General features: G+C 43.2%; 27 protein-coding genes. 15 read left to right on the top strand and 12 right to left on the bottom strand.

The window, feature by feature from the left end:
• Positions 1-3: 3 nt before the first annotated feature.
• From tes to VDIS_RS09745, 4 genes are all read left to right on the top strand, one after another.
• Entirely contained in the window at positions 4-1,722 is a 1,719-nt protein-coding gene (gene tes / locus VDIS_RS09760) for a tetraether lipid synthase Tes (RefSeq protein ID WP_013337080.1), read from the top strand.
• A gap of 87 nt (positions 1,723-1,809) precedes the next feature.
• Entirely contained in the window at positions 1,810-2,967 is a 1,158-nt protein-coding gene (locus VDIS_RS09755) for a hypothetical protein (protein ID WP_013337079.1), read from the top strand.
• Positions 2,967-3,227 carry a KEOPS complex subunit Pcc1 gene (locus VDIS_RS09750; RefSeq protein ID WP_013337078.1) on the top strand — a complete coding sequence of 87 codons (261 nt, stop codon included), beginning with the start codon at positions 2,967-2,969 and terminating at the stop codon, positions 3,225-3,227. Before VDIS_RS09755 ends, VDIS_RS09750 begins: the two co-directional genes overlap by 1 nt.
• Before the next feature lie 39 nt (positions 3,228-3,266).
• Entirely contained in the window at positions 3,267-3,935 is a 669-nt protein-coding gene (locus tag VDIS_RS09745; protein WP_013337077.1) for a 30S ribosomal protein S3ae, read from the top strand.
• Here VDIS_RS09745 and VDIS_RS09740 read toward each other — a convergent pair.
• Complete coding sequence (locus VDIS_RS09740) at positions 3,908-4,504, bottom strand: KH domain-containing protein (protein WP_013337076.1); 597 nt, start codon at positions 4,502-4,504, stop codon at positions 3,908-3,910. The genes VDIS_RS09745 and VDIS_RS09740 overlap by 28 nt on opposite strands.
• 129 nt (positions 4,505-4,633) lie before the next feature.
• On the opposite strand from VDIS_RS09740, the gene VDIS_RS09735 reads away from it, so the two are divergent.
• Genes VDIS_RS09735 through VDIS_RS09720 form a run of 4 tightly spaced genes read left to right on the top strand, consistent with a single transcriptional unit; the run spans position 4,634 to position 8,447 of the window.
• On the top strand, positions 4,634-5,845 hold the full coding sequence (locus tag VDIS_RS09735; RefSeq protein WP_013337075.1) for a phosphoglycerate kinase: 1,212 nt from the start codon (positions 4,634-4,636) through the stop codon (positions 5,843-5,845).
• A gap of 3 nt (positions 5,846-5,848) precedes the next feature.
• Positions 5,849-6,895, top strand: a complete 1,047-nt coding sequence (locus VDIS_RS09730) for a type II glyceraldehyde-3-phosphate dehydrogenase (RefSeq protein ID WP_013337074.1) — start codon at positions 5,849-5,851, stop codon at positions 6,893-6,895.
• 44 nt (positions 6,896-6,939) lie between these two features.
• Entirely contained in the window at positions 6,940-7,992 is a 1,053-nt protein-coding gene (locus VDIS_RS09725; RefSeq protein ID WP_013337073.1) for a M42 family metallopeptidase, read from the top strand.
• Positions 7,993-7,994: 2 nt separating this feature from the next.
• Positions 7,995-8,447 (top strand): UPF0179 family protein, encoded by a 453-nt coding sequence (locus VDIS_RS09720; RefSeq protein ID WP_013337072.1) that lies wholly within the window; start codon positions 7,995-7,997, stop codon positions 8,445-8,447.
• 3 nt (positions 8,448-8,450) lie between these two features.
• Here the strand turns inward: VDIS_RS09720 and VDIS_RS09715 are convergent, their stop codons facing one another.
• From VDIS_RS09715 to VDIS_RS09695, 5 genes are all read right to left on the bottom strand, one after another.
• Positions 8,451-8,903 (bottom strand): 30S ribosomal protein S15, encoded by a 453-nt coding sequence (locus VDIS_RS09715; RefSeq protein WP_013337071.1) that lies wholly within the window; start codon positions 8,901-8,903, stop codon positions 8,451-8,453.
• Positions 8,904-8,961: 58 nt separating this feature from the next.
• Positions 8,962-9,633, bottom strand: coding sequence for a KEOPS complex kinase/ATPase Bud32 (locus tag VDIS_RS09710; RefSeq protein ID WP_013337070.1), 672 nt, complete (start codon positions 9,631-9,633; stop codon positions 8,962-8,964).
• Positions 9,634-9,668: 35 nt separating this feature from the next.
• Positions 9,669-11,705, bottom strand: coding sequence for a (Fe-S)-binding protein (locus VDIS_RS09705; protein ID WP_013337069.1), 2,037 nt, complete (start codon positions 11,703-11,705; stop codon positions 9,669-9,671).
• Between the two features lie 196 nt (positions 11,706-11,901).
• Positions 11,902-12,819 (bottom strand): electron transfer flavoprotein subunit alpha/FixB family protein, encoded by a 918-nt coding sequence (locus VDIS_RS09700; protein ID WP_245522504.1) that lies wholly within the window; start codon positions 12,817-12,819, stop codon positions 11,902-11,904.
• 5 nt (positions 12,820-12,824) lie between these two features.
• Complete coding sequence (locus VDIS_RS09695; protein ID WP_013337067.1) at positions 12,825-13,619, bottom strand: electron transfer flavoprotein subunit beta/FixA family protein; 795 nt, start codon at positions 13,617-13,619, stop codon at positions 12,825-12,827.
• A gap of 127 nt (positions 13,620-13,746) precedes the next feature.
• Here VDIS_RS09695 and pheS point away from each other — a divergent pair, with 127 nt between their 5' ends.
• The 4 genes from pheS to VDIS_RS09675 all read left to right on the top strand — a co-directional run bounded on the left by pheS (position 13,747) and on the right by VDIS_RS09675 (position 18,163).
• The gene (pheS, locus tag VDIS_RS09690; RefSeq protein ID WP_013337066.1) at positions 13,747-15,318 is read left to right on the top strand and encodes a phenylalanine--tRNA ligase subunit alpha; all 1,572 of its coding nucleotides are present in this window, start codon (positions 13,747-13,749) and stop codon (positions 15,316-15,318) included.
• Positions 15,319-15,360: 42 nt separating this feature from the next.
• Complete coding sequence (locus VDIS_RS09685) at positions 15,361-16,266, top strand: A22B family peptidase (protein ID WP_013337065.1); 906 nt, start codon at positions 15,361-15,363, stop codon at positions 16,264-16,266.
• Positions 16,267-16,514: 248 nt separating this feature from the next.
• Positions 16,515-17,678: a thiolase domain-containing protein gene (locus VDIS_RS09680; protein ID WP_013337063.1), complete on the top strand. Its 1,164-nt coding sequence runs from the start codon at positions 16,515-16,517 to the stop codon at positions 17,676-17,678.
• A complete protein-coding gene (locus tag VDIS_RS09675) occupies positions 17,678-18,163 on the top strand; it encodes a Zn-ribbon domain-containing OB-fold protein (protein WP_013337062.1) in 486 nt (161 codons plus the stop codon). The genes VDIS_RS09680 and VDIS_RS09675 overlap by 1 nt, the downstream gene beginning before the upstream one ends.
• On the opposite strand, the gene VDIS_RS09670 is transcribed toward VDIS_RS09675, so the two are convergent.
• The 5 genes from VDIS_RS09670 to pheT form a co-directional block, all read right to left on the bottom strand.
• Positions 18,160-18,942 (bottom strand): hypothetical protein, encoded by a 783-nt coding sequence (locus VDIS_RS09670; protein WP_013337061.1) that lies wholly within the window; start codon positions 18,940-18,942, stop codon positions 18,160-18,162. The two genes, VDIS_RS09675 and VDIS_RS09670, sit on opposite strands and share 4 nt — an antisense overlap.
• A gap of 470 nt (positions 18,943-19,412) precedes the next feature.
• Positions 19,413-19,952 (bottom strand): hypothetical protein, encoded by a 540-nt coding sequence (locus VDIS_RS09665; RefSeq protein WP_013337059.1) that lies wholly within the window; start codon positions 19,950-19,952, stop codon positions 19,413-19,415.
• Entirely contained in the window at positions 19,939-20,532 is a 594-nt protein-coding gene (locus VDIS_RS09660; protein ID WP_013337058.1) for a DUF429 domain-containing protein, read from the bottom strand. The genes VDIS_RS09665 and VDIS_RS09660 overlap by 14 nt, the downstream gene beginning before the upstream one ends.
• Positions 20,533-20,538: 6 nt before the next feature.
• The gene (locus tag VDIS_RS09655; RefSeq protein WP_013337057.1) at positions 20,539-21,366 is read right to left on the bottom strand and encodes a D-aminoacyl-tRNA deacylase; all 828 of its coding nucleotides are present in this window, start codon (positions 21,364-21,366) and stop codon (positions 20,539-20,541) included.
• 35 nt (positions 21,367-21,401) lie between these two features.
• The gene (gene pheT, locus VDIS_RS09650; RefSeq protein ID WP_013337056.1) at positions 21,402-23,057 is read right to left on the bottom strand and encodes a phenylalanine--tRNA ligase subunit beta; all 1,656 of its coding nucleotides are present in this window, start codon (positions 23,055-23,057) and stop codon (positions 21,402-21,404) included.
• Between the two features lie 57 nt (positions 23,058-23,114).
• On the opposite strand from pheT, the gene VDIS_RS09645 reads away from it, so the two are divergent.
• Positions 23,115-23,705, top strand: a complete 591-nt coding sequence (locus VDIS_RS09645; protein WP_013337055.1) for a YbhB/YbcL family Raf kinase inhibitor-like protein — start codon at positions 23,115-23,117, stop codon at positions 23,703-23,705.
• Here VDIS_RS09645 and VDIS_RS09640 read toward each other — a convergent pair.
• Positions 23,702-24,379, bottom strand: coding sequence for a transcription factor (locus VDIS_RS09640; protein ID WP_013337054.1), 678 nt, complete (start codon positions 24,377-24,379; stop codon positions 23,702-23,704). The two genes, VDIS_RS09645 and VDIS_RS09640, sit on opposite strands and share 4 nt — an antisense overlap.
• A gap of 144 nt (positions 24,380-24,523) precedes the next feature.
• Here VDIS_RS09640 and VDIS_RS09635 point away from each other — a divergent pair, with 144 nt between their 5' ends.
• Both VDIS_RS09635 and VDIS_RS09630 read left to right on the top strand, forming a co-directional pair.
• A complete protein-coding gene (locus VDIS_RS09635) occupies positions 24,524-25,264 on the top strand; it encodes a phosphoribosyltransferase family protein (protein WP_013337053.1) in 741 nt (246 codons plus the stop codon).
• A 45-nt stretch (positions 25,265-25,309) separates the two neighbouring features.
• Positions 25,310-26,695 (top strand): glycosyltransferase family 2 protein, encoded by a 1,386-nt coding sequence (locus tag VDIS_RS09630; RefSeq protein WP_245522503.1) that lies wholly within the window; start codon positions 25,310-25,312, stop codon positions 26,693-26,695.

Raw genomic sequence — 26,695 nt, 5'->3', positions numbered from 1 at the left:
GTAATGGTTCAGGTAGTGACGGCTAAGACGGAATTGATTGAGGCACAAAAACCGAGAAAGCCCCTCGTGGACTTAAGCAGGTTCAAACTACCTAGGCACTACAGGAATGCGCTGGAGAATGAGAGGCTACAGCAGATGTGGAAGAGACAATTTGGTTTGCCGGACCACGTTAGGGTCATCAAGGTCTCAGTATCGGTATGCCCAGTCTGTAGTAGGCAAATACCGATGGTTGTTTATGAGGAGGATGGGGCAATATGGCTGAAGAAGACTTGCCCAGAGCATGGAACGTTCAGGGACCTATACTGGGGCGATGCCGAGCTCTACTACTACTTCCTCCAGTGGGATGCCCCTGAGTATATCGGTAAGGGCACGGCAAACCCAAACACAGACCTCAACTACTACCTGGCGGCGGGTAGTTGCCCACAGGGTTGTGGCTTGTGCCCAGTCCACAAGACGAATACTGTGCTGGCAATAATTGACGTAACGAATAGGTGCAACATGAAGTGCCCAGTATGCTTTGCAAACGCCTACGCGGCCGGCTACGTATACGAACCAACGCTTGAGCAGATTGAGTACATGCTCAGGACGTTTAGGGCTCAGAAGCCCTGGGCGCCAAATGCCATTCAATTTAGTGGTGGTGAGCCGACGTTAAGGAATGACCTGCCAGAGATCATTAGGATGGCTAAAGCACTCGGTTTTGATCATATAGAGGTTAACACTAATGGTATAAGGCTTGCGAACGACATTGACTATTATAAGAAGCTCCTGGACGCTGGTATGTCGACGATTTATCTACAATTTGATACAATAGATCCGAATAACCAGGGTGTATGGAGGCATAGGCTTTATGACCCGAGGGCATACGCAGCCGTTAAGAAGAAGGTTATTGAGAATGCAAGGAAGCTCGGTCATAGATCCGTGGTCTTGGTGGTCACTATGGCCAAGAACTATAATGATAAGGATATTGGTAAGATAATTGATTTCGCGGTTGAGAATAGGGATGTGGTTAGGTGGGTTAATATACAGCCCGTGGCCTTCGCGGGCAGGGCTAGGGAGTATAGTCCCGAGGAGATTAGGCAGTTCAGGATAACAATACCCGACGTAATAAATGAGATTGAGGCTCAGACAGGCGGTAAGATAAGTAAGTGGGATTGGAGACCGGTTAATTGGCCTGTGGCGCTTGGGAAGTTGGTTGAGGCAATAACGGGCAATCCAAAGCCAATATTTGGTAATAACCCTGTGTGCGGCGCATCAACATTTATTTACTACGATGAGGATACAAAGGATATACTCCCAATAACCAAGGTTGTTGATGTTGATGGTTTTGAGAAGACCGTTTGGGACCTACACAGCAAGGCCGTCAAGGGTGGCATCTGGAGAGGGATAGCTACGGTGGAAACACTGAAGTTGCTTAGGTATGTTAAGCATAAGGGCTTTAGGAACATACTTGCGAACTTCCTGATTAAGAAGGACTATGAAGCACTGGGCCAGGTCATGTTTAATGTGATTGGCCTTGGGATAATGCACTTTATGGACGTGTTCAACTTCGACGTCCAGAGGGTTCAGAGGTGTGACATACACTACGCAACACCCGATGGTAGGATAATACCCTTCTGCACAATGAATAACTTCCACAGGGATAAGATTGAGCATAGCTTTAAGATGGATGTCAAGGACTGGCTGAAGATAAAGCTTGCAAAGAATACGGCAGTTTACATCTAATTTAGAAAACTCCATTAAGGATTTATCCGTATTTATTTAACCTCGCACCTAAGTAATTATTAATAAGTATTTTTACTTATAAGCGGTGTGAAACCAAGAGGTAGGTTTATCCTGGATTCAATCATAAACTCATCAGACAACCTACTCATAGTTGTACCACCATTCATAAATTCCCTATTTTCAGCCGTGGCACTTCTAATGGAACGCTTTAGGAGGGGCTTATTAACGCACATAACCCTGTTAACGTTGGAATCATTAAATGACCTGGGAAGAGACGTAATAGGTAGGTATAACTCGATCTTGCTTATTGATCCACCCACGGTTATGAGTCTCGATGAATTATCACATTCCCTCAATGGTAAGAGGGTATTCGTAATCAGTAGAGAGAATATTGACTGGGTTAATGCCGACGTTTATTTGGAATCCACAGACTCAATACCTCAGTTAATATGGCAATTACTAAATCATGAGTTAGGTCAAGACTCAATGAGAGTCCTGGAGAGCGCAATTACTTACGAGTTTTCCGTAATGCCCGACTATAACGTCTCACTATTCAATGGTTGGTTAACAACAGAACTAATTAACTACCCAGCACTGCCAGGGGTATTAAGGCTACCATTAAGTGCTTCATTATCACGTGCCTTCTCACCCGTAATACCCAATATAACGGGTAATGCGGCCGAGGCCAGGAATCTCATAAAAACCATTACAAGGAGGAGCGACGCATTGTATAAGGATCTTAATGAGGATGAGGTAATGACGCTACTTAAGTATATTGGTGATTTCATGCTAAGGGCTGGGTTTAGGGGTGATTACCTGGATAAGCTCGTGCTCATGCATAGGAGGTGGGTTAATACCGATATTGATGTCTTAGAGACAATACTTGCTGTAGAGTCCCAATTAGTACTTTGGGAGTATGCGGGTGGTCTATTGAACCCCGTGCTTAATCCACAAAGTGTCAAGGATCTAGATAACTTATTTGATAAATACATAGCCGTGATCAGCGAGTACATGAAGCAATTAGATAGGGATAGCATTACAGTAAGGCAGGGTTACCAACCACTAACATTAATTGACAGACTATGCTCAATCATGAACTTCAAAATTGAGAGCAAGAATAAGTCTTTTCTCATTGAGAATGAACCGTTGCAGCTGATTTGCGCATTTAATGAGGAGGTTGCGGATGCAGATTTAGTGTTTAAACGCAATAATTACTCAATAGCCGTGAAGGGATTGAGACAATGATGATTAGGGGTAGTATTACCATAGAAATCACTATGAAAAGCACTGAGGATTGTCAGGTAATTGCATTATCATTACTACCTGACGAGAAGGGACTACCTCAGGGCGTCTCGTCAATTATTAAGTGCATTAATGATAAGTTGATTTATGAGGTTACATATAATGTGGAAAGCGATAGATTATTGAGTGTTTATAATACAATTGATGATTTCATTAGGAATTTAAGAATCGTGATGGAATCCTTCAATGGCTTAGGAAGGTAAAAATATAAAAAGGGTCTTTTAATCAACGATAAGACCAACGTGTCTGAGCAGAAACAGGTTAAGACAGGTAAATGGATGATTAAGAAGTGGTTCACTGTATACGCGCCTGCATTATTTAATGGAATAGAACTTGGTGAGGTACCTGCCAATGAACCCAATGCACTCATCGGCAGGACGATAGAGGTAACATTATTCGATATAACAAGAGATCTTAGCCACCTCCATATAAAGTTGAGATTCCAAATAGATAGGATTGAGGGTGAGAGAACATATACGAGATTTAAGGGTATGGAGTTAACGAGAGATTATGTAAAGAGTCTAATCAGGAGGGGTTCAAGCCTAATCCAGTTAATTCAGGATATAAATACTACGGACAATGCATTACTTAGGGTCACGGTACTTGCCATGACACCAACAAGGTGTAAGTCAAGCCAAAAGAGAGCAATTAGGAAGGAATTTTCTAAAACATTGAATGAGATTGCGAGTAAGGTTGACTTCAATGGGTTCATAAAGGCCGCGGTATTTGGCGACGTAAGTAACCAATTATTTGCAGTTGGCAAGAAAATATACCCATTAAGGAAGGTTGAGGTTTACAAGATAAAGGTATTGAGATACCCAACCGGTGGTGAGGTTAAGCCAGTGGGTGAGGAGGTTAAGGTTACAGAGGCAACTGCTGAGTCTCAACCCTCTTCTTCACCCTCCTCATAATAAGTCCTACTTAACCTTTCCATCAACTCCCTATACCTACTCTCCCTCCTCCAATTCTGAATCCACCTATATACCGTAGCGTGTTGTCTACCACGGATTAGCATCTCTATGGCTTCCCTAGCCACCTTAACGTTCTCATAAGGACCAAGTATTGCTATGTACTTATCGCCAACCACTATATTTGTATCTGTTAACTCCTGGAGAACTCTCTTAGCCCTACCATCCTCACCGATTATTCTAGCCTTAATCCTGCTAATATGGTTGGACTTGTCCTTATCAATGTAATCCCTTAAGTCAATTATTTCAAGGGTATAATCATCACTCCTTAGGTTCTGGGCATCATTATAATCAAAGCCGTACGATATTGCCTCAATAATATTCTTAGCCTTCATCAGTTGATCAAAGTTCGTATTATTACCTGGAATTATCGTAACCTCACCCCTATCATTATCAACAATTATCTTAACACCAAACTCCTCCTCAATTGCCTTTACGGAATCGTTAATTGCCTTCAACCTATTTTTCTCAACCACGAGCTTAAAGCCTCCCTTCATGTAGTCACTTATCATGTTCCCATTTACATAGCTTCCTTGGATTAAAAATCTTGCTTTTTCCGTGAGTTTGTAAATTATTAATAATTATAATTATTACTATGGTAGGAAAATTTTAAATATACCACCTAACCATAACTGGGTAGTATGGGTTTACCCAGTTTACCCAGTTCACTCCCAACAATAAACCTATGTAGTAAGGGCAGGGTGTTAGTTAGGGTTGATATGAATGTCCCAATAAACAGGGATTCTGGTGAGATACTTGATGAATATAGGATTGAGGCTCACTCGAAGACCATTAAGTATCTTGTTGATTTAGGTCTGCCGGTCGTTGTGGTAACGCATCAAGGTAGGCCTGGAGACCCAGAGTTTGTATCCCTTGAAACGCATGTTAAGGTGCTCAGTAAATATTTGGGTATGGACGTGCACTTCATAGATGATGTCATAGGGCCTAGAGCACGTGAGGAAATAGGCAGGTTAAGACCTGGTGAGGTGTTAATGCTTGATAACCTTAGGTTCATAAGTGAGGAGGTTATTGAAGGAGAGCCACAAAAGCTTGCAAATACATACCTGGTGAGGAAGTTGGCACCATTATTCAATTACTTCATACTTGATGCCTTTGCCACGGCGCACAGGTCGCAACCAAGCATTGTTGGGTTCCCATACGTATTACCGAGCTGTATGGGTCTCATAATGGAGAGAGAGGTCAATGCATTAAGTAAGGTGCTTAACACGAGGGGTGTATCCACGGTATTGATTGCCGGCGGTGCTAAGGTTCCCGAGACCGTGAAGGCCATTAAAGCATTACTAACTAAGAACCTAGTTAATAAGGTGTTAGTTGGCGGGTTAGTTAGTCAATTGTTCCTGGCTTTGAAGCATGGTAACAATAAGTTACTTAGTAACGTTAAAGTTGACCAGAGCACGGTTAATGACGTGATGGATATAATGAAATTATTCAGCGATAAGATAGTACTCCCAGTGGATGCTGTTCAGTCGGATGGTAAGGTAATTGAACCTAGTAATGCACAGTCAATGCTTGATATAGGGCCTGAGACCATCGAACTATTCAATAAGCATTTAATAACGGCTGACATCGCAATAATGACAGGACCACTTGGTCTGGTTGAGGTTAATCAATTTGCGGTAGGTACGAGGGAAGTCATGAAAGCCATGGTTTATAATGCCCAATTCACAGTAATCGGTGGTGGACATACAATAATGTCGGCCAGGAAGTTCGGGTTAATAGATAGGATAAGCCACGTATCCACTGGCGGTAGGGCTTTCATTCAGTTCCTAGCAGACCCATACCTACCCGGTATTAAAGCCCTTGAACTCTCTAAGTCGAGGTTCTGGGTGTGAGCCATGACGGTAAGAGTTGGCATAATGGGTTATGGAACGATTGGAAAGAGGATTGCCGATGCCATAATGAAGATGGATGACATGGAGTTAATTGGCGTAATTAAACAAACCCCTGATTACGAGAGTGAGGTTGCCATAAGCAAGGGCATTAGGTTATATACCTATGAGGATAGAATCAATAAATTTGAGAAGGCTGGGATCAGGGTTGCAGGAACTGTCAATGACCTTATCAAGAATATTGACGTTATTATTGATGCCACACCCGATGGTGTTGGTGCTGAGAATAGGGTTAAGATTTACGAACCCGTGGGATTAAGGGCCATATTCCAGGGTGGTGAGGAGGCTGACGTTGCCGAGGTAAGCTTCAACGCACTTGCTAATTATGACATGGCTATTGGTAAGAGGTTCATCAGAGTCGTTAGTTGCAACACGACGGCTCTTTCGAGATTAATAAGTGCCTTTCTAGTTCATGGCTATAAGATAAGGAGAGTCAGGGCATATTTAGTGAGGAGAGGTGCCGACCCTAGGGAGTTTAAGAAGGGGCCCATTAATGACGTCGTATTTAACCCAGCGACAGTGCCTAGTCACCATGGACCTGATGTACAGACGGTGCTTCCCACAATAGATATCGTTACAATGGCCGTGGCAGTACCCACAACAATGATGCATCTACACATGGTCAACATAGAGTTTGATGGACAAGTGAGTAAGGGTGAGGTTGCGAAGGTTCTTGAGGAGACACCAAGGATATTACTATTCAATTCATCATCGAGGAAGTTTGAGTCCCTCGCACAAATAATTGAGTGGGCTAGGGATATGGGTAGGCTTAGGGGTGATGTTATGGAGAACGCGATAATAGAGGACTCAATAACTGTGTTCCAGAATGAGCTTTTCCTAATGCAGGGCGTTCACCAGGAGAGTATCGTGGTTCCTGAAAATATCGACGCTGTGAGGGCCATGTTCAAGCTTGCCAGTAAGTGGGATTCGATTAGAAAGACGGACTTAGGGCTCAATCTAATGACTACGGGTAAGAATTACAACCTTGCTTAATCACAGATTCAAAGCTTTTAAGCTTGAATAACCCCCGTACTTGTATGGACATAGACTTACTTAGTCGATTATCAACGGAGGTGGGTCCCTCAGGATTCGAGGATAGGGTAAGGAGGGTTATCAGGGGCTTAGTGAGTGACTATGCCGATGATGTTAGGGTTGATAATATGGGTAACCTCATTGCGAGGGTTGGTGATGGGTCATTTAAAGTCTTAATTAGTGCTCATATGGATGAGGTAGGCGTAATGGTTTCACACATAGATCAAAGAGGCTTCCTAAGAATAGTACCCATTGGTGGTTTAGATCCCTGGACACTACTCGATAAGGAGTTAATATTCATGGGTAAGGATGGTGACGTGGTTGGTGTCGTGGGCGTTGACCCGCCACACTTACGTAAGGAGAAGCCACCCTCAAAGTTTGAGGAGTTATATGTCGATGCTGGCTTTAGCAGTAGGGATGAGGCCTTAAAGAATGGAATTATGCCAGGGACCCCAGGTACATTTGCAGGTAGTTTTAGGCAGAGGGGTTCTGTGGTTATTGGGAAGGCATTTGATAATAGGGTTGGTTGTACCGTTCTGATTGACGCACTTAAGAGCATTAGAAATAAGGTGGGTGGTGACGTATCATTATACTTCGCGTGGAATACACAGGAGGAGGTTGGCCTTAGGGGTATCAATGCCGTTGTTCACCAGGTTAATCCTAATGTGGCTTTTATCGTGGAGACCACGGTAGCCGCCGATGTACCAACGAGTAGTGAGGATGTATGGGTTACAAGGCTCGGTGGTGGTGCCGCACTGAGGGCATTTGATAGGTCTATGATTACAAACCCAAGGTTGTTGTCCGTGGCCATTGAGGTGGCTGAGAGCAGCAATATTAAGTATCAAGTCCAGGTTAACCCATATGGAGGTACAGACGCGGGTGTGATACATATGTATGGTACAGGTGTTCCATCATTAGTAATCTCTACTCCAGCAAGGTACATACATTCACCGGCATCATTAATAAACACTGATGACCTAAAGCAGGTTGAGGATTTACTTAAGACCCTATTGCTAAATATTGATGTGATTAGGAGCAAGGCCTTGATTAGTGAGTAATCATGGAGGCTAAAAGGGTGATGACGCTAATTGGTAAGGAGCAGGCCGTTGTTGGTAAGACCTTTAGATTATACTCTGTCCCAAATGAATGTAGGCAATGCAGATTATTTAACATATGCGTGGCTAGGCTTAAGCCAGGTAGGGTTTATAGGATTATTGAGGTTAAGCACGTCGGCTTACCACAACCTAATAAATGCCTTTTAACGGGTGAGGACATGGTCCCAATAATTGCTGAGGAACTTCCAATAATTGTTCCAATACCGTCTAAACTGTTTATTGAGGGCGTTGTCATTACATATACAAGGTCATTGATTACATGCAATGACGCTAAGAAGTACTTACCCGGTGATAACGTGCTTAGGGATGGTACGAAGATAAAGATTGTGAGGGAGACTAGCCGAATTAAGTGTAATAATGAGGGTTACGTACTTGCTGAGGTAATACCGCTCGATTAATCATTATGCGAGCATTGAGAATGCCTCAGGGGTGTACGTGAAGTCCTGTGGCAACTTACCAACACGCTTATAGTACTTAACCAACCTATGTATCTTGGACTCAACGAGGTTCAAGCCTCTCCTTGCGCTGAGGTCCTTTGGGTGCTCCTCAAGGTGCTTCCTAATCTTCACAGCCCTCCTAATCAGGTTCATTAGGTCCTCAGGTATTTGCGGAGCCAATCCATGTTCCTGCAGGACCTCCGTAATGCTCTTACCAAGTATAGGCTTAACCAATGGTATTCCGTATTGATCCCTAAGTATTATGCCGATCATTGACGGCGAGAAACCCCTCTTAGCCAGCTCAATAACCAACTGCTCAACCTCCTCCTGCGTGTATGAAACCCATGATGGCGTCACCTTGGATACAGGCCTCGTACTTCCGCTTCTACCGTGCTTATGCCTACTACGGTGAGGCACGCCTAACGGTACTTAGAGAAGTTTTAAAGCTTATTTGTTCGTGAGGACTACGAGTAAATCACCTAACGGCATACCTAACCATCCTCCTTATCCTATTAACGATTGACTCAACCCTACCCGTTAATTCGGGCCCCATGGCACCTTTATACCCATTAAGGAACTCTGTGAATAATAATCGACTTTGATCCTTACGTAACGCCTCAAAAGACCTTAAAGTCACGTTAAGATCGAGCGCCAGCTTATACAGCATCCTAATGTCCTGCGCGTTGGGTGCCCTGCCAAGGATTTCAGACAAGCCAAAATCTATGAGGTATAACTTATCATTATTAACTATTAATGCATTAGCCGGTGTTGGATCACCATGCACTATACCATTCCTATGCAGTATGCCTATGTAATTACCCATTGTTCTTATGTAATTAATGATTAAATCATCGAGCTCCTCATTATCCATTAATAATCTAACTAGTGGCGTTCCGTTTAGATACTCCATCCTAATTCTCATGTTAACTAAGTCAACATCGTATATCTTAGGCACGGGTACGCCCAACTCCCTAGCCCTCAGCATAGCCCTAACCTCATTGATTGTTCTTAACCTACGAATGTAATTATCAAACTCGGCCCTTCTATAGCCCTTTGGCACTCTCTCCTTAACAAGCACCGTTAATCCTAACCAATCCTCCAGGTAAAGTACGGCCTCTGCACCAATGGCTATTGGTTTATGATACATTAAATCAAGGGGTTAAATTGGGTAAAATAATTTTTCTAATAATTAGAGGCCTTAGTCTCCTGCGGCTGAGCAATCGAGGCCTTAACTATTTCGGATATATCCAGTATCTTAACCTTACCTTCAACACCCTTAACCCTTGCCGCATCAGTAAGCATGGCGTTGCAGAATGGGCATAGCGTCACTATTGTTTGGGCATTTGTCTCCATTAACTGCTCAAGCCTTATATGGCTTATCCTCTTCTTCTCAGGCACATCATACCAATAATTGGCACCACCTGCACCGCAGCAGAAGGTTTGCGTTCCGTGCTTCTTCGCCTCCCTCAATTCACCAAGTTTCCTAACAATATTTCTTTGAGGCTCAACAACGCCATTATACCTGGCTAGGTAGCATGGGTCATGAATTGTGAAGACCACGTTATTCCTACTCACTTTTACCTTGCCCTCATCAATTAATTGCTTCAGGAGCTCTGAATGATGTAGTACCTTCACGTTGCTCATCCAAGGATCCACCTTCGAGTATTCATTCTTGAAGGTGTTATAGCCGTGCGGGCAGATCGTTATTATTTTCTTCACGTTATACTTCCTGAACAGCTCAATATTACTAAGTGCTAGTTCCTGGAACCTGCTCTCTTCACCGAGCCTCCTTGCTGGGTCACCGCAGCAAGTCTCCTCATCACCAAGTACGGCTATCTTGTCCAGGAGACCCGCCTCTCTCAATATCTCAATCAAGGATTTTATTATATCCCTAGACCTATTGTCAAAGCTACCCATGCAGCCAACCCAGAGCAGGTACTCAAAGTCTGGGTTCTCCTGGACAGTCTTGACGCCCAGTTCCTTCAACCAATCATGCCTACCGTAATTAGACATGCCCATTGAATTATTGTACTGGGATAGATTGAGCAATAGGCTTGACTTCTTTTGGTCTATCCTCATGTTAACCATGACCAAGTACCTCCTCATGTCAAGTATGTAGTCGACATGCCTTATGTAGACGGGGCACGTATTCATGCATGCGCCGCATGTTGTGCATGCCCATAATTCGTCATCAGCAATGGAGCCATCAATTAACTTGTTCTCATTATTATTATAAAGCCCGTGCTTTATCTTCGTCACTATCATCATGGGTGATAGGGGTCTACCCGCGGCATATGCGGGGCAAGCGTCTTGGCACCTAAAGCAGTTCGTGCATGCCATAGCCTCTAGTTTGCTTAACTTCGGTATTTCCCCTACATCTGAGAAACCCACCTTTAGTTCAGTCGCGGAATCTGCTGTTAATTCCTTCAGATCAAAGGGTTTGTTCAACTCGCCGAGGGGCCTGCCGTAATTAATTATGTAATTGTAAAGCCCTAGTAGTGAGTGGAAGATTGCCGTGAGTGGTATTATTGCTATTAATAGCAGTGCCAGTGGGAAATGCGTGTAGTAAATCGCCACGTACAGAGCGCTTGATGAACTAATTGGCGATAGTATTAGGGCGTTCGGCATGAACATCCAATAACTCCAAAGATCCATGTGAATGAACCTATAGCTCTCGATTATAGCCCCGCTCACGGCTAGGTACATGAAGCCAGCAAGAAATAATATGTTTGCGTAGTACTCACTCTTTGTGTATAGTTCCTTCCTGCCTAGAACCCTGTATATACCTAGGGCAGAGCCTATGAAGAGGACCCAGGCAGTTATGTCCATTACTAGGCTATAGCCCAGGAAGAAGTACCCGCAAAAGATCTCTTTACCGGTAAATATACCTATGTATTGATTGGCGGCCACTATTAATGTGCCTATTAATGATAATAATAATGCATATAGTATCATTAAATGAGCTATTGCTCCAGTACCTTCGTACTTCGTGAAACGCCTGTGAGTAGCGAGATCCCAGAGAAACGGTATCCATGCCCTATAGCCCTTTAGCAGTATTAATATGAATTCCCAAAGTCCAATGCCATACTTATTCAACCTTATCTTAAGAAAATAGAAAAACAATATAACGGATAATGCTGCTAGGCCATATACGGAAACCATAGATGGTAATCTAGGTAGACCAAAATACTCTGCATAACACACATAGGATAAGTCCATCGAGTTGAACAAGCCATGATCTTTTAAAGCATTATTTTATTTTACTTTATATATTTTGTCTTTCCAATTAATATTAATAATTATAGAATATTTCCCATAGAATATTTCCCATTGATATTTAATAATATAATGCATAAAATATAATGAGGTAATTAATTATTAAAAATACTATTCCTAGAATTTAATTCCCCGTCATTTATTTCTTAAGTATCTCACGAAGCTTCTTCGTTAGCGCCGGTACGAATTTATATAGGTCCTCAACAACACCATAATCACAGTTCTTGAAGAATGGTGCATTGGGATCACTATTTATCACGACCACGGTCTTAGCCTCCATCATCCCGGCTAAGTGCTGTGGTTGCCCACTTATGCCTATTGCCATGTAGAGTTTTGGTCTTACCTTATGTCCGCTGAGTCCAACCCAATGATCTTCACTAAGCCACTTCAAATCCGCGGCTATTGGCCTTGAGCAACCAACCTCGGCCCCAAGAACCTCGGCTAACTCAAAGGCCAGCTTAAGATCCTCCTGTTTCTTGAAACCCCTACCCACCGAAACAATTAGTTCAGCGTCCTCGATCCTAACCTTACCCTTAGGCTTCTCCTCAGTAGAAACAACCTTAACGCCAGGAACAACCTTAGGCTGTAGTGTCTCCGTAGATACCGTGGTCGCCTTCTCAACAGGCTTAAAGCGCGCTGGTGGCGCCATTAAGAACACCTTATCAGTCACCTTAACGGTTACCTGAGCCCTATTCCCAATGCCATTATACGTCACCTCAAGGACATTACCGCTTTGCCTCAAATCGATCACATCAACTATTAAGGGTGCTGACAACTTCTGCGCAGCAATGGCTATTGCGGTCTTGAAGAATTTGCTCACAGGAACGGCGATTACCGAGTAATTATTGGCATTGACTAAATCCGTAAGAGTCTCTGAGAATGATGCCTCATCAACCTGCGCACTCAATACGTAGGCCCTAGTGACCCCATACTTACCCAATTGAGTTGCCTCCCCAGCTCCAAGCAGTAAATAATGAATTTCTGGATTCTCTAGCTTCTGCACTAGACCTATTAATCCCACATCATTTATTGAACCAATAACGAGAACCCTCGCCATGCCCATCACCTAGGGGTTATTATGCCCTCCTGAATTAATGCTTGTACGAGCTTTTCCACCTTTTCATCAACACTGCCCTCCTTAATAATTACGCCCTTCCTCTTAACCTGAATAGGCACAATACTCCCAACCTCAACAGGCGACTTTACGGAAATACCAAGGTCGGCAAAGCTTAATCTATTTATGGGCTTCCTCATGGCAGCCCTTATCTGGAGTAAGGGCGGTATTCTCGGTACATTAATCTCCCTAGTGACGGTCACCAACACCGGCAATTGAGCCTCAACGGTTTGCACCGCCTCCTCAAGGTCGCGCTTTGCAATGACCTTATTACCCTCAATCCTCAGTTCCCTAACAAATGAAATAACGGGAATCCCCAACTCAGCGGCGACCCTAGGCCCGACCTGGCTTGTATAACCATCTATTGTTGCTTCACCGGCAATTATTAAGTCGTAATTACCCAACTTCCTAATTGCCGCTGCTATGGCCTTCGCGGTTAGTAATTGATCACTATTTATTAAGGCATTATCAACTATTAAGTAGGCCTCATCAGCGCCCATAGCCAATACCTCCCTAAGCAGGCTCTCCGCCTCCTGCTGTCTCTTCGCTAGTGGGCCATACTTAAGTGCCGTTATTACGCGGACCCTACCACCAACCTTCTCCTTAATTCTAACGGCCTCCTCGACCGCATTCCTATCGATATCACTGATCTTAAGTGGCGTAGCTTCAATGTCGACCTTAGTCTCGCTAACCCTTAACTGCCCTGTATCGAGTGCGAGTTTTACGAGTGCCAATATCTCCATTACGCGTAAGGCCTAACATGAGTTTTTTAGCATTATCCATTATTTATATTATATACTTCACCAGGTATGAGTGTAACGCTGCCCGAGTAATCCTTATAAAATATGGAATTGCTATCAACGTAGATCAATGGACGAAGATAAAAATGAAGAACTGACATTACCACAGCAGGAATTTGAACTATTAAGGTTATTGAAGGATAGCGTTGCGTCTGTAAGGATCGATAACGTTGCGTCTAAGTTAAATACTGACGTGAACTCACTAATGAGGAGCATAGCGGAGCTCGAGAATTTAGGCTTAATCCGCGTTAATAAGGCCATTAGAAAGATTATAGAGCTAACGGAGGAGGGTAGGAAGTATCTTGAGGTGGGGCTCCCTGAGGTTAGGTTGGTGAGGGTGTTAGTGCGTTGTGGATGTAAACCCAGTATTAATGAGATACCGAGTATCGCAAATAAATATGGCATCTCATTAATGCCCAATGAAGTTAATTATGCAATATCAACGCTCAGTAGATTAGGCGTTGTTAGGGTTAATAAGGGCGTAATTGAACCTATCTCCCAGGATAAGCTTAATAATGTAATTAATAGGCAGGACATACTTAACCAGATTAAGAATGAGGTCTTTGAGGATGAAGTACCTGAAAGTATTAAATCCATTATCCAGGAATTTCTTAGAAGAAATATTGTTAGAGTGAGGGAGAGGAGCGTTATTGAGCTATCCATCACGGACAAAGCCCGTGACCTCATGAATAGGGGATTAATAAAGGCTGGCATTGTGGTCACGGCGCTAACGCCTGAATTAATAACGAGTGGCGCCTGGAGGAACGTGGTGATTAAGAGGTTTGACCTATCAATACCAACACCACAGGCGCCTATCGTGACTAAGCATTTCTTTTCAGAGTTTCTTAAATTCGTTAAGGAGGTCTTCATATCATTAGGTTTCGAGGAGGTTTACGGGCCGCACATTGAGCTTGAGCTGTGGAATTTCGATGCATTATTCCAGGCGCAGGATCATCCTGCTAGGGAGATCCACGATACTTACTTCCTTAAGTATCCGAGCACGGGCAAGATACTCGATGGGGAATTAATGAATAGGATTGCGCGCACCCACGAGGATGGGTGGATAACAGGCTCAAGGGGCTGGGGCTATAAGTGGGACCCAGGTAGGGCGGTTAGGCTCGTGCTGAGAACCCAGACGACATCCGTTTCTGTAAGGACACTCTATAAACGCGGTGATGGTGAATATAGGGCTTTCACAATTGATAGGGTATTTAGGCCTGAGGTCCTTGACCCAAAGCATTCCATGGAGTTTCACCAGGCAGATGGAATTGTGGTTGGCGAAAACTTAAGCTTCAAGCACCTACTTGGGATACTCGAGGCGCTGGCCAGGGGCATGGGACTTAGGAAGGTCATGTTCAAGCCAGCCTACTTCCCATTTACAAGCCCATCAGCTGAGGGCTACGCATATCATGAAAAGCTTGGGTGGATTGAATTTGTGGGTTCCGGCATATTTAGGCCCGAGGTAGTCATGCCACTCGGCATTAAGAGGAGTAGGGTTTTAGCATTTGGTATGGGCCTTGATAGGATTGCCATGATACTCATGAACATTGAGGACATTAGGGACCTATTCTCTAGGGATATTAACGTAATTAAGAGATACTGGACGAACTTCTCAAGGTTCGTTAATAATCTAAACCGCTGAAGTTAGTTAAGGTTATAAATCCAGGGGATTAAGTATTGACCTGTGTCGAAGAGTGAAGAGCGAGCCATTAAGTCAGCACATCTACTACTGCCCCTAACATCGCCAATAATGGCCGTACTCCTCATATTAGGGCTGATTAACATCGGCGAGACCCAAGTTCCCGCAGGTCCACCATTTCAATCAGTGAATACTTCAAGTGCTGGTTTATATAATGTGGCCATCATCATAGTGATAATGGTTATAGCAACGTACATAATATATAAATTAATAAAACAGAGATTAATAAAGGCATTTGAAGCTTTAAAGAACATCCTGCTGGCAATAGTCGTAATAAGCTCCGTACTGTTTTATACAATGACGTATGCATACGGCTACGACGTGAGCCCATTAATTAATTACCCATTATCTATATTCGTGATTGCAATCATAATAAGTGCATTAATCATGTATGCAGCAATTAGAGTTAAAAACACCGTGGCTAGAGCCCTAGCAATAAGTGCGTATAGCTCCATGGCCGGTGTGATATTTACGATAGCCCTACCTGCCTGGACACTAGCAATACTGTTAATTGCATTACCACTCTACGACATAATAATGGTATACAGGGGGTTACTTGGCCGATTAGTTACTGAACTCTCTAAGTATGGTGAGGGTAAATACCCATTACTCAGGGGCTTAATTTTAGACATGGATGGTATAGGCATTGGTGTTGGAGACCTAGTACTATACGCGACTTTAGTCTCGTTAACAATGCTTCAATACGTAAACCATAACTTCACATTTATTCAAAGCGCATTAGCCTCAGTAGCATCATTAATTGGAATACTCATTGGTTTATTCATAACATTCAAATACTTATTACCAATTAGGAAGTACGCCCCGGCTTTACCAATACCAATATTCCTCGGGTCAATACCACTCATATACCTAGTTACAATAACAATATAACCTACAATTGGACTATGTCGACCTTTCTAAGGGCCTCCCGATCCTTCTGGGTAGGGTATTTACTGAGTATTTTTATCCAGGGATTATTAATCATCTCAGCGAATGGGAATTCCATCATTCATAGTCCGTAACACGGTAATAAATAACAAGTGAACAAAAAGAACAAATATTATGAAACAGAACACTATATAGTAATAAATATTGTACTCAGAGAACAATCTTATTTAGATCCCCATTGAGTAAAGTGCGTGCGTAAGGTCGGCATTATTGGTGTTGGTCAGTCTGTTTTTGGTGTTAGGAATGATGTGACAATACAGGAGCTTGCCTGGGAGGCTGTTAAAGAGGCGCTTGATGATGCTGGTTTGACACAGAGGGATATTGAGATATCGATTGTTGGTAGTGCGGGCACTAGGACTTACGAGTTATACCCCGCAGTCCCCATTAATGAGTATAGTGGCCTTAGTGAGAAGGGGCCCATTAGGGTTGAGGCAGCGTGCGCCACTGGTAGTGCGGCATTGGCCGTGGCCTATAACATGGTTGCCTCAGGCTTCGTGGATGTGGCCCTAGCTATTGGTGTGGAAAAGATGAATGAGGTTGATACAGCGACTTCACTTGCCGTAGGTGGTAGAGGAGGCAATTATCTATGGGAGTATCATTTCTATGGCACAACATTCCCCGCATACTACGCCCTATACGCCACAGCCCACATGGCTAAGTTCGGAACAACAGAGGAGCAATTAGCCCTGGTCAGGGTTAAGAACCAGAAGTATGCTGCCAGGAATCCAAAGGCTCAATTCCAGTTTGAGGTGACTGTTGAGGACGTGCTTAAGTCAAGGCCTGTTGCGTGGCCCCTAAAGCTTTACGACTGTTCCGCAATAACGGATGGCGCCGCAGCGGCAATAGTGGCCAGTGAGGATGCGATTAGGAAACTACGCATTGATACTCCAGTCTGGATTGAGGCGATTGGGTATGCATCCGATACCTCGAATATAACTAGGCGTGAGGATTACGTAAGCCTAAGGGCCACTAGGTTAGCCGCCCAGATGGCGTATAGGAAGGCTGGTATTGAACCCAGGGATGTCGAGGTTGCCGAGGTTCATGATTGCTTCACAATAGCGGAGATAATGGCCTACGAGGATTTAGGCTTTACCGAGAAGGGTGAGGGTGGTAAATTCATTGAGGAGGGGCAGAGTGAAATTGGTGGTAAGGTTGCCGTGAATTTAAGCGGTGGGCTTCTTGGGAAAGGTCATCCATTAGGTGCCACGGGCCTTGCAATGATTTATGAACTTGTTAAGCAGTTGAGGGAGGAGAGGGAGCGTGGTAGGCAGGCACCTTTGAAGAGGTACATAGCCCTTGCCCATAATATAGGTGGTACTGGTCATTATGGTTATGTAACGATATTAAGGAGGTGATGAGAGTGGCAGAGAGGAAGGCAGGTGCTAAGAAGACCGTTAAGATGGAGGGACCAACCATAGACTCAGTACCAATCATTTACAGGCATAGAATCCCCATTAGTAAAACCGTTAAGTATTGGGACGGCCTTAGGGAAGGCAAAATCTATGCAACCAAGTGTAAATCCTGTGGCGCAGTTTATTATCCACCACAGGCTGACTGCCCGTACTGCGGTTCAAGCGATGTTGAGTGGGTTGAGTTACCTAAGGAGGGTGTCCTTGAGACTTTCACCAGGGTTTACTCCAGGCCTCAGGGTTATGAGGAGTTTGAGCCGTACATAATAGCCATTGCCAGGGTTGGTGATGTTAGGGTCATGGGCTGGCTCATCAATGTTAAGGATGAGAGGTGTGTCAGGGTTGGTGATGAGGTGGTGCTGAGCACAACATACATAGAGAAGCACAACAAGTACATAATAACATTCCAACTAAAAAACAAACAATGTTAGTGACCACCACCCAACATTGACCTATTTAAAATAACGTTAACGACCTGCTTAACCACACAATCCTCATTCAGTACCTTGAAGTATGTGGATTTGGGGCCTAAGGGCCCGGGGGCTATTATTGGTTCAACACAACCATCTAAACTACCAATTAGTAATTGCTTTATATCGATATTCCCAAGCAATTGCTTAATACATGCGTTTAAATCATCGAGCCTCAACACCTTTTGGCTGCCTATGAGCACCATTGCCCTCCTGATGCATTCACTTATGGATGCCGTGTACCTAATACTAACCTCACCATTCACAACCTCCACAACGCCGAGATCCACCGCAAGCCCGATTATTGCCTTGAAGGCAACCTCATTAAGCCACGCTGTTGGCGACAACTCCCTTATTCTTTGATTTATTAATCTATGAAGCTCAGTAATGCTCAGTGGTCCTTCCTCACTTATCAAATTTATTAATAATCGGTAATGAGGTAACTCCTTATACAGTATTAGGTGAAACAGCATTTTTGATAACGCCACATCCCTATTCAACGCCATATACAGTGCATTACCCACATCCGTTAACCTAATATTACAATCCCCATAAACCTCCACTACCCCAATCCTCTGGAAGAACCTCGTTATGTCACCCCTCCCCTTACCAATTTCGAGACCTCTATCCTTTAATGCGGAACAGTTAATTCCCGGATTATCACCAACCGTAAGTATGTAATTTATGAGCTTCTCAAGGCTTATCCTCGGTATTGGTATGCTCCTCTGGATATTAAGCATTAAGGATTAATTATTATGCATGATTTATTTACAGTGAGCCTGTAAAATAGCGCTAATATCAGTATCAATACTGAGCCAAAATACCTCAACGCCCTGCTTTAAGAATTAATCCTGAGTAATAATACCCTGATGCATTAATGGTATGAATCTATATACCTGAACCCATGAAAACACTAAAAACAGGACTATAACGTCAACATTTTAACTGTTAATTAAAAATCCTGCTAGTTTCAATACCTAAACAATGGTATCCGAGGAGACATCGAAGCTGGAGTTGAGCCTGAAATGCCCCATGTGTGGTTCTAACCTGCAGTTAATTGAGAATTCAACGTACGTAATCCTCGGGTGTCCTCATTGTAAAATATACACGAGAATGACGAAAAAACATATTTACAGAAATTACATTGAGTATGGAGGTAATTACATTCATTTAAAGTGGGCTGAATTAATCAAAGAGTTGTACATAAGAATTAGTGGGAAAGCTCATCAAGAATCAAATGAATCTTAACCCCCGACCTTCTTAAATACTCAAGAGCCACATCAAATATTGAATAAACGTTGTACACCGATTCCCTCCTACCCTTAACATATGGGTAATATAAGTGAACGTAAATAGTGATTCCCCTACCCGCCAACTCAATTATCTTGTAAGCATCAAGATGAATCACAATACTTTGGGTTAATGGGCAGTTATCATTTATTAAGTAATTCATTACCGTAAAGCCAAGCCTACTCAATAGTGATATTCTGTCCTGGGTAATGCACGGATACGTAATAAACCTATTAATCCCTCGCTGCAATAATAGCCTTATTAATGATGGACGTCTTAATAACTCGCTGATCTGCTCAGGGTCTATCATTAAACCATACACGCCACACCCAAGCTCCTTTACGTAGCCCCAATCAGTCACCCTGATAATACAATCATCACCGCAACAATTAATCCCCAACCTATGAACACTAATTATTAAGTCCTTATACTTATCAATTAATTCCTTAAATGAGCCCATGGTTAATTACCCAGGGCAGGCAATCACTGCGTGGGATTATTAATGAGCCCTCATCATCAAGCCCCGTCAACTCCTCCGTGCATCCCTGATCATGTAATAAGCAAGTAAATGCTGATACCAATGCATCAACCTCATGCTCATTGCTTATTAAGGGTCCCCTTAGCCTTAACGTTATGAATTTAATGAAATCCTGCCTGCTCATCCCAATTATCTTAAGCGTTGATGTTGGGTGAACCTCAAGAACCCTAAAGCCGTGCTGCCTTAATTCACCTGCTAATTGCATGCCGTACATCGTTAACTGCCTCATGGGACCCAGCAGTGGTGGGATGAGCCTAAGGCCAAGTCTCCTCGCCTTCACCTCGACTAATCTATTAATGCCGTGCTTAGGAAGCCCAAGCGGCGCATCTATGCATATTAATGATGGGGGCTGCCGCAGTACTAGGTTTATTACCTCATCCTTAGTGGATAAGGTGCTTACGTAATAAGTATGTTCATTGGCATTTATCAATCCAAAGCCCGTCCTCCTTCTATTGGGCAGTGCAAGGTCAACTCCCGCATATACCTCCTTTGTTATTGGCATCATCATTTACGTCCTCTTAATTAATCTTACATTAAGCTCATTAAGGACCTCAGCAACCAACTTCCTAGTCTCGCTATCAATTGCCTTCCAACTAACATAGGCCTTAACCGGCCTATGAGTCATCATACTCACGGCCTTAACAATCATATCCCTCGTTATTGGCGTTACGTACTTTGGTATTGCATGCCCAATATCAGCCTCACCACTAATTAACCTATTATCCATCGTCAGGTAATGAAGATCACCTATCGATATTGCAGGCTCAAAATTGCTAATCAACCTGCCCTCAAGAAACTCATCAACCACATAATGAAGAAGCTCCCAACCCCTACTTATTAACCACTCCTTCTCACTACTTCCCTGCTCCACGAATGTTACCGGTATTGACTCTATTGTAGGTCCGTGATGTGTTGCCTCGATGTGACACTCGAAATCCTCAAGTCCGTAGTCAGGCCTAACTCTGCACAACTCCCTGTAAAATGCTGTAATGGTGTGTGGATTAGCGAGAGATATCGTGTTCGGTCTCCCACCCAACTCAGCGGCACCCCAATTGCCTGTGACGTGGGTCGTAAACATCGGTCTCGGATTTCTCATTGCATGTCGACTAACAAAGATTAATTCCTGGGGCCTCTCCTGCATCTTTAAAATCACGTCCTCGAGATCGTCTAAGTAAACAATATCCTTACCTAACGCATAGAATGCAAGGTTCCCCTTTAAGTCATAAATCTCGTAATCACCCAAATTCATCCTATACCTAAGGACCCCATCCCTACTGAATAATTCGAAGACCTCCCTCGATACTACATCAACCTTACTAAAGACGATTCCGTACATCAGCGCCTAAAGAGAGTTCACTACCTTTTAAATTCCTAGCTTATTAACTCATCAAGTTTAACTTCACTCACGACAACGGGATATTCAAGACCAAATGCTACTATCACGTCGGGCCTCATCTCCATCACAAAACCAATATTCCTATCACCAATGTATATACAGGCCGTCCTCTCAGGCAGGCCTGACATGTACTTACAGGGCTTAAGCGAGTAATTAATTCCGAGGCTTGTTAATAATGATTTTAGTACTGAAAGGCCGTCGGTAAGTGTTATTTCAGGGCCGCTAATTAAGTAACTAAGTACTAAGTTCTCCTTAACCCCAACCTCACTTTCCTGGCTTGGTGACACGACATAACCAACCTCGAATATTTTAAGACCCCCCTCAATCAATGCCTTATTCCTGGCGGCAACCTCCATTAGTTGAGGCCATATGTAATCCCTAATAACCGTATAAAGCTCAGATTTTGGGTTCTCAACCTCAACAAGATTTCTCTCATACATCGTTCTCTTGATCATGACATCTTTATTACTCATCATATAATTAAGGACCTCCTGAAAACCGAGACCGACCATTAAATCCCTAATCAAATCGGCGAAGGCGCCCAACCTATTTCTAACGCCTTTAACGGGCTGCGGTGGTAATTCTCTCGGGATGTTCTCATAACCGTAGGCCACGGCTACGTCCTCGACTAGATCGACGACATGAAGCACATTGAATCTATACGGAGCAACCTTAACGAGTAGCTCCTCGCCATAGTCAGTAACGTCATGCCTAGACATCAATAGGTAATTAATTATGTCATCCTTACTTAGATTAAGGCCTAGATAATCATTCACGAAATTAATAGGTAGCTTAAACTCGAGAGGATTCAGTACTGGAGATTCTACGTTACCCCATGGCGCATTCACATTTACTATCTCAACAACCTTCGATGAACTCCTCTCAAGTAGGTTGTAAACCAAAACGGCAAGTATTGACTTAGCAAGTCTTAGGTCTGTGGCTGTTACGTCTATTAATACATTCCTTGTCTTTTCCGTAACCTTAAAATCTTCACTACCAAGTACGGGTATTATTACGAGAATCCTACCCTCAGAGTCAATTAATATTGGCGCCTTACCATCATGAACTGCGTACCTACCATACAGCCTACCCTTCTCAGTACCCTCAATAACCTCGACACCGCTCATCTCCCTATCACTATCCAACGGCCTATATCTAATAACCTCAAGTCTCTCAAGCCTATATGTAAGCGGTGGCTTTATCTTATCAGCATCATAGAAGCCAATAGCCATCTTTCTCCTATCCCTACCATACGTCGCGTGTAACTTCTCCTGAAGCTGAATCATCTGCCTAATTGCCTCATCATTAAGCCTTAGGTCATGCACAACTCCCATCATTATGTACGGCCTATTAGGGACATCCTCAGCAATGAGTCTAAAGCCATTATTAACGACGCTTAACTTAGGAAGCCCAACCTCAATCCTGAATAAGCCCTTGAGCGCCCTCGCAATACCCTCCACGGAAAAGAGATCAGGCCTATCGTGGGTAACCTCAAATGTTATCTCATCGCCAGAGATACCCTCAACCTCACCCTTAAGCCTATTTAAAGCCTTAATTAACTCCTCCTCGCTATTAAAGTACTTGCCCAGTAATCCCTCTAAGTCGCTTCGCTTAAACGAGATTACAGGCATGCGCCACTACGGGACAACAAAACCTATTAAGTATTTTTAAGCATGGCTTATAGAGATATGAGGCTGGGTTACGTAATCATAGCCCTCATTATAATCATAGCCATAGCGATAGCAGTCCTACTCATAGTACCAACTTGGCATAGGGTGTCATATGTAACGATAGGTCTCGTTAAGGTCCCGATAGGCGTGCCTAAGATAATCGTAAGCTCAGTATTTAACAATGGTTCTCAAATACCCATTAATTACACGTGCAATGGCCAAAATTACTCAATACCATTATACATAAGTAATGTACCGAGTAACGCTAAATTCCTCGTGGTAATAATGGAGGACCTCAATGCGCCCGGCGGCGTCTTCATACACTGGGTCCTTTATGACGTGCCGCCTAATATAACGGAACTGCCCCAGGGCATTCCAGCTCAATACTATGTGCCTGGCATTGGCTATCAGGGAATTAATGATTTTGGTAAGGTTGGTTATGGCGGGCCATGCCCACCACCCGGTCCTCCCCATGAGTACGTAATCATAGTCCTTGCATTAAATAGGGAGTTACCACCATCCAATGAGAGTGATTTTGATTTGATAAGGTCTATTGCTGTGGGTGATATTGTTGGTTATGGTGTCTTAATTGGGTATTATGGTGGTTAACCAACTAACTGCTTAATGCTTTTTAATTTCTTCTTCAATTCCTCATTCTCAGCCCTCAACCTATTATTCTCACTCGTCAATTCATTAACCCTATCCTCCAGCTCCTTAACTCTACTTGCCAGCTCATCCCTCTCCCTCCTTAGCCTATCAACCTCCTCTGCACTAACCCCAGCGCCCACCGTAATACCAAGCTCCCTACACTTCTCAGCGACCCTATCACTCCTTACCCAGTAAATAACCTGTGTGGACCCCTTATCCCACTTGAGCTCGCCAGTCTCGATATTAAGTTCGAGCGTTGTTGATATTACAAATACGTCGCCACGCTCAAGCTTATACTTTGGAACAATCTCATCAAAGAACCACCTCTTCATGGACTCAAATACCTCATCCAACGAGTCCTTGAAGCCTTGGGAATTCCTAATATTATTAAATAACTCGTTGGCCTTATCCTCAGGGAATTGCGACCTAAGGCTACCGCCAATGGCTCCGAAGAGAAGCCTAAAGAAGTCAGGTCTACCCTCCCTACCGTACTTACCAAACAGCCTTGCCGCCGAGGTCTTACCCGTAACCCACTTAATCTTTAGGATATTACCCTTAACAAGCTCAGCCGTTGCTCCTCCCCTTTCAATCTCCTCCTCACTGCCTGTCTCCTCCCTTCTCTCTTCGACACTCATACATTAAGTAAATAACTAATTTCTAATAAAAACCTTTCACCACATGCTCATTAGTAATATATTTAGTTTTACCGTGACTATATGATTTACGGAACATTTCTCACCAATTAACTTTTTAAACAATTATTTAAAGGATTAAAACAAATGCGTGCAGGTAGGAGACTCGCTAAGGTTGATGAACAGTTAGAGGCTGTTGAATTAATAAATTCAGCCAAATCCATCTATAACTTATCATATAGGGAATTATCGCAGGTACTGAACATACCCGAGAGCCTACTTTGTAGGTATGCCAATGGTGATTTACTACCGTCATTAGACACGGTTAATATCATTAAGGAGAGGTTAAGGCCCATGCTCGACCTAACTGAGGTTTTGAGAAGGAATGTGATAATCAAGGATGGGTTTATTGACTTAAATAATGTACTGTTTAACCCATATATCCTCAAACTTTACCAAAGGAGGGTTAAAGACGTATTCTCTGACTTACCAATTAATAAGGTATTGACAGCAGCTACAGATGGAATACCCCTATCGGTAATGGCATCATACGCATTAAACGCCAGGTTAGCCATTGCCAAGCAGTATAAGGACGTTGCCTCAGAGGACTTTTACGAAGTTAGTTACATAGTTGACTCACCACCACGCAGAGTATCCCTATACCTACCAAGGCATTTACTTGAGAGGGGTGATGAGGTTTTGATCGTTGATGATATCGTGAGAACAGGTAGAACGTTAAATGCATTAATTGAGCTTGTAAATAACGCAGGGGCTAGGTTAGTGGGTGTCTCTGTATTAATCTCCATGAGTAAAGCCTGGATCGACAAGCTAAGAAATAAGGACATACGTGTTGATGTGATCCTGGATTTAAGTGATTTAAGAAGCTAAGTAAGGATAAGTTATTAAGTTACCATAATAATGAGTAACGTGATGATGATCAATTACAAAATGATAATTGCAATAATATACCTCGTAGTAACGATAACCTCTTTTTACCCAATAATGTATCAATTAATGATTATTATCAGAAAGAATAGAAATATCCATGAAGATAAAGCAAACAGCAATAACCCAAGGATTGAAGGAAGGGTATTCCTGGTAATTCCCGCTAAATCCGAGCCCCTAGATCTGGTGGAAGCCTCAATGAAGAGATTGGCATCTTTACAATCGGGTTTTAATGTAATTTATATACTCGATAATTACGATAACAGCACCCTAAATCTCATAAGAACACTAGGTAATAAGTACGGCTTTAGGGTAATTCATAGGGAAAAACCAAGTGGTTATAAGGGTGGTGCGCTAAATCACGTAATTAAAAGAATTGAAATGGGTGATGATGACTACATGCTTGTGCTCGACATTGATTCGGTAATAAGTCGGGAAGCCATTAATGAATTAATCAAACATGTTAATTTAGCCAATGCCGTAGTCCCTCATTGGATCGCTAGTAATAAGGATGATTCATTATTAGCACGTGGACAGTGGATTGGTTATTTACTCTTCTTTAAGATCTTAAAGGCCCTTAATGATTCAATCGGTTGGGTGCCGATACTTGGTAGTGGTTCCCTGGTGAATATTGGTGCATTGAGGAGGGTTGGTTATTGGCCTGAGGATGTTCTTGAGGATGTTGAGCTTGGGGTGAGGTTCTTTGTTAATGATTTAAGGGTTACATATGCTGATAATGCCCTTATTAACGTGGAAGTCCCCGTTAATTATGGTGGGTTCCTTAGGCAGCAGTTGAGGTGGAGCTTCGGCGTTGGTAGGGTTACCAGGAAATATTTTTGGCAGGTCTTACGTAAAAGGCATGGTGTGACAGTAATGCTTTACTTAGGGCAGTATTTCGCATATGTTTTGCAATTAATCTCAATATTAATGCTTGCGGTGATGGACATGGCTGGAATAAGCATACCACCCTGGGCCTTAATCGTATTACTAGTAACGGTAGTACCATCATTGCTTATGTACCTATACTCCCTATTAAGGCTCGACAAAGACTTTGGTGGTAATCCCCGTAGGGACATCTTCGCAATTAATAGCGCGAACTTGGCCTTCATGATGGCGCTGCCCAGGATAGCCATTGCGAACCTAATGGGCTTACTTAATATTGGTAGGATTGAGTGGATACCAACGCCAAAGGGATCCCGTAAATGGGTCAGGGAAAGCCTAAATCTAATTCCAGAGTACTTAATGACTATGCTCATAATCGCCGCATTTATACTCTCCATAATGCACCTCGACCTAGTAAATATCCTCATTACCCTACCGTACCTGGCAGGGTACGTGAGAGGACTATGGAGAATCCTCAACGGCACCCTATGA

It is taken from the genome of Vulcanisaeta distributa DSM 14429 (assembly GCF_000148385.1).
GTDB lineage: Archaea > Thermoproteota > Thermoprotei > Thermoproteales > Thermocladiaceae > Vulcanisaeta > Vulcanisaeta distributa.
This window is presented reverse-complemented; position numbering and strand designations above follow the sequence as displayed.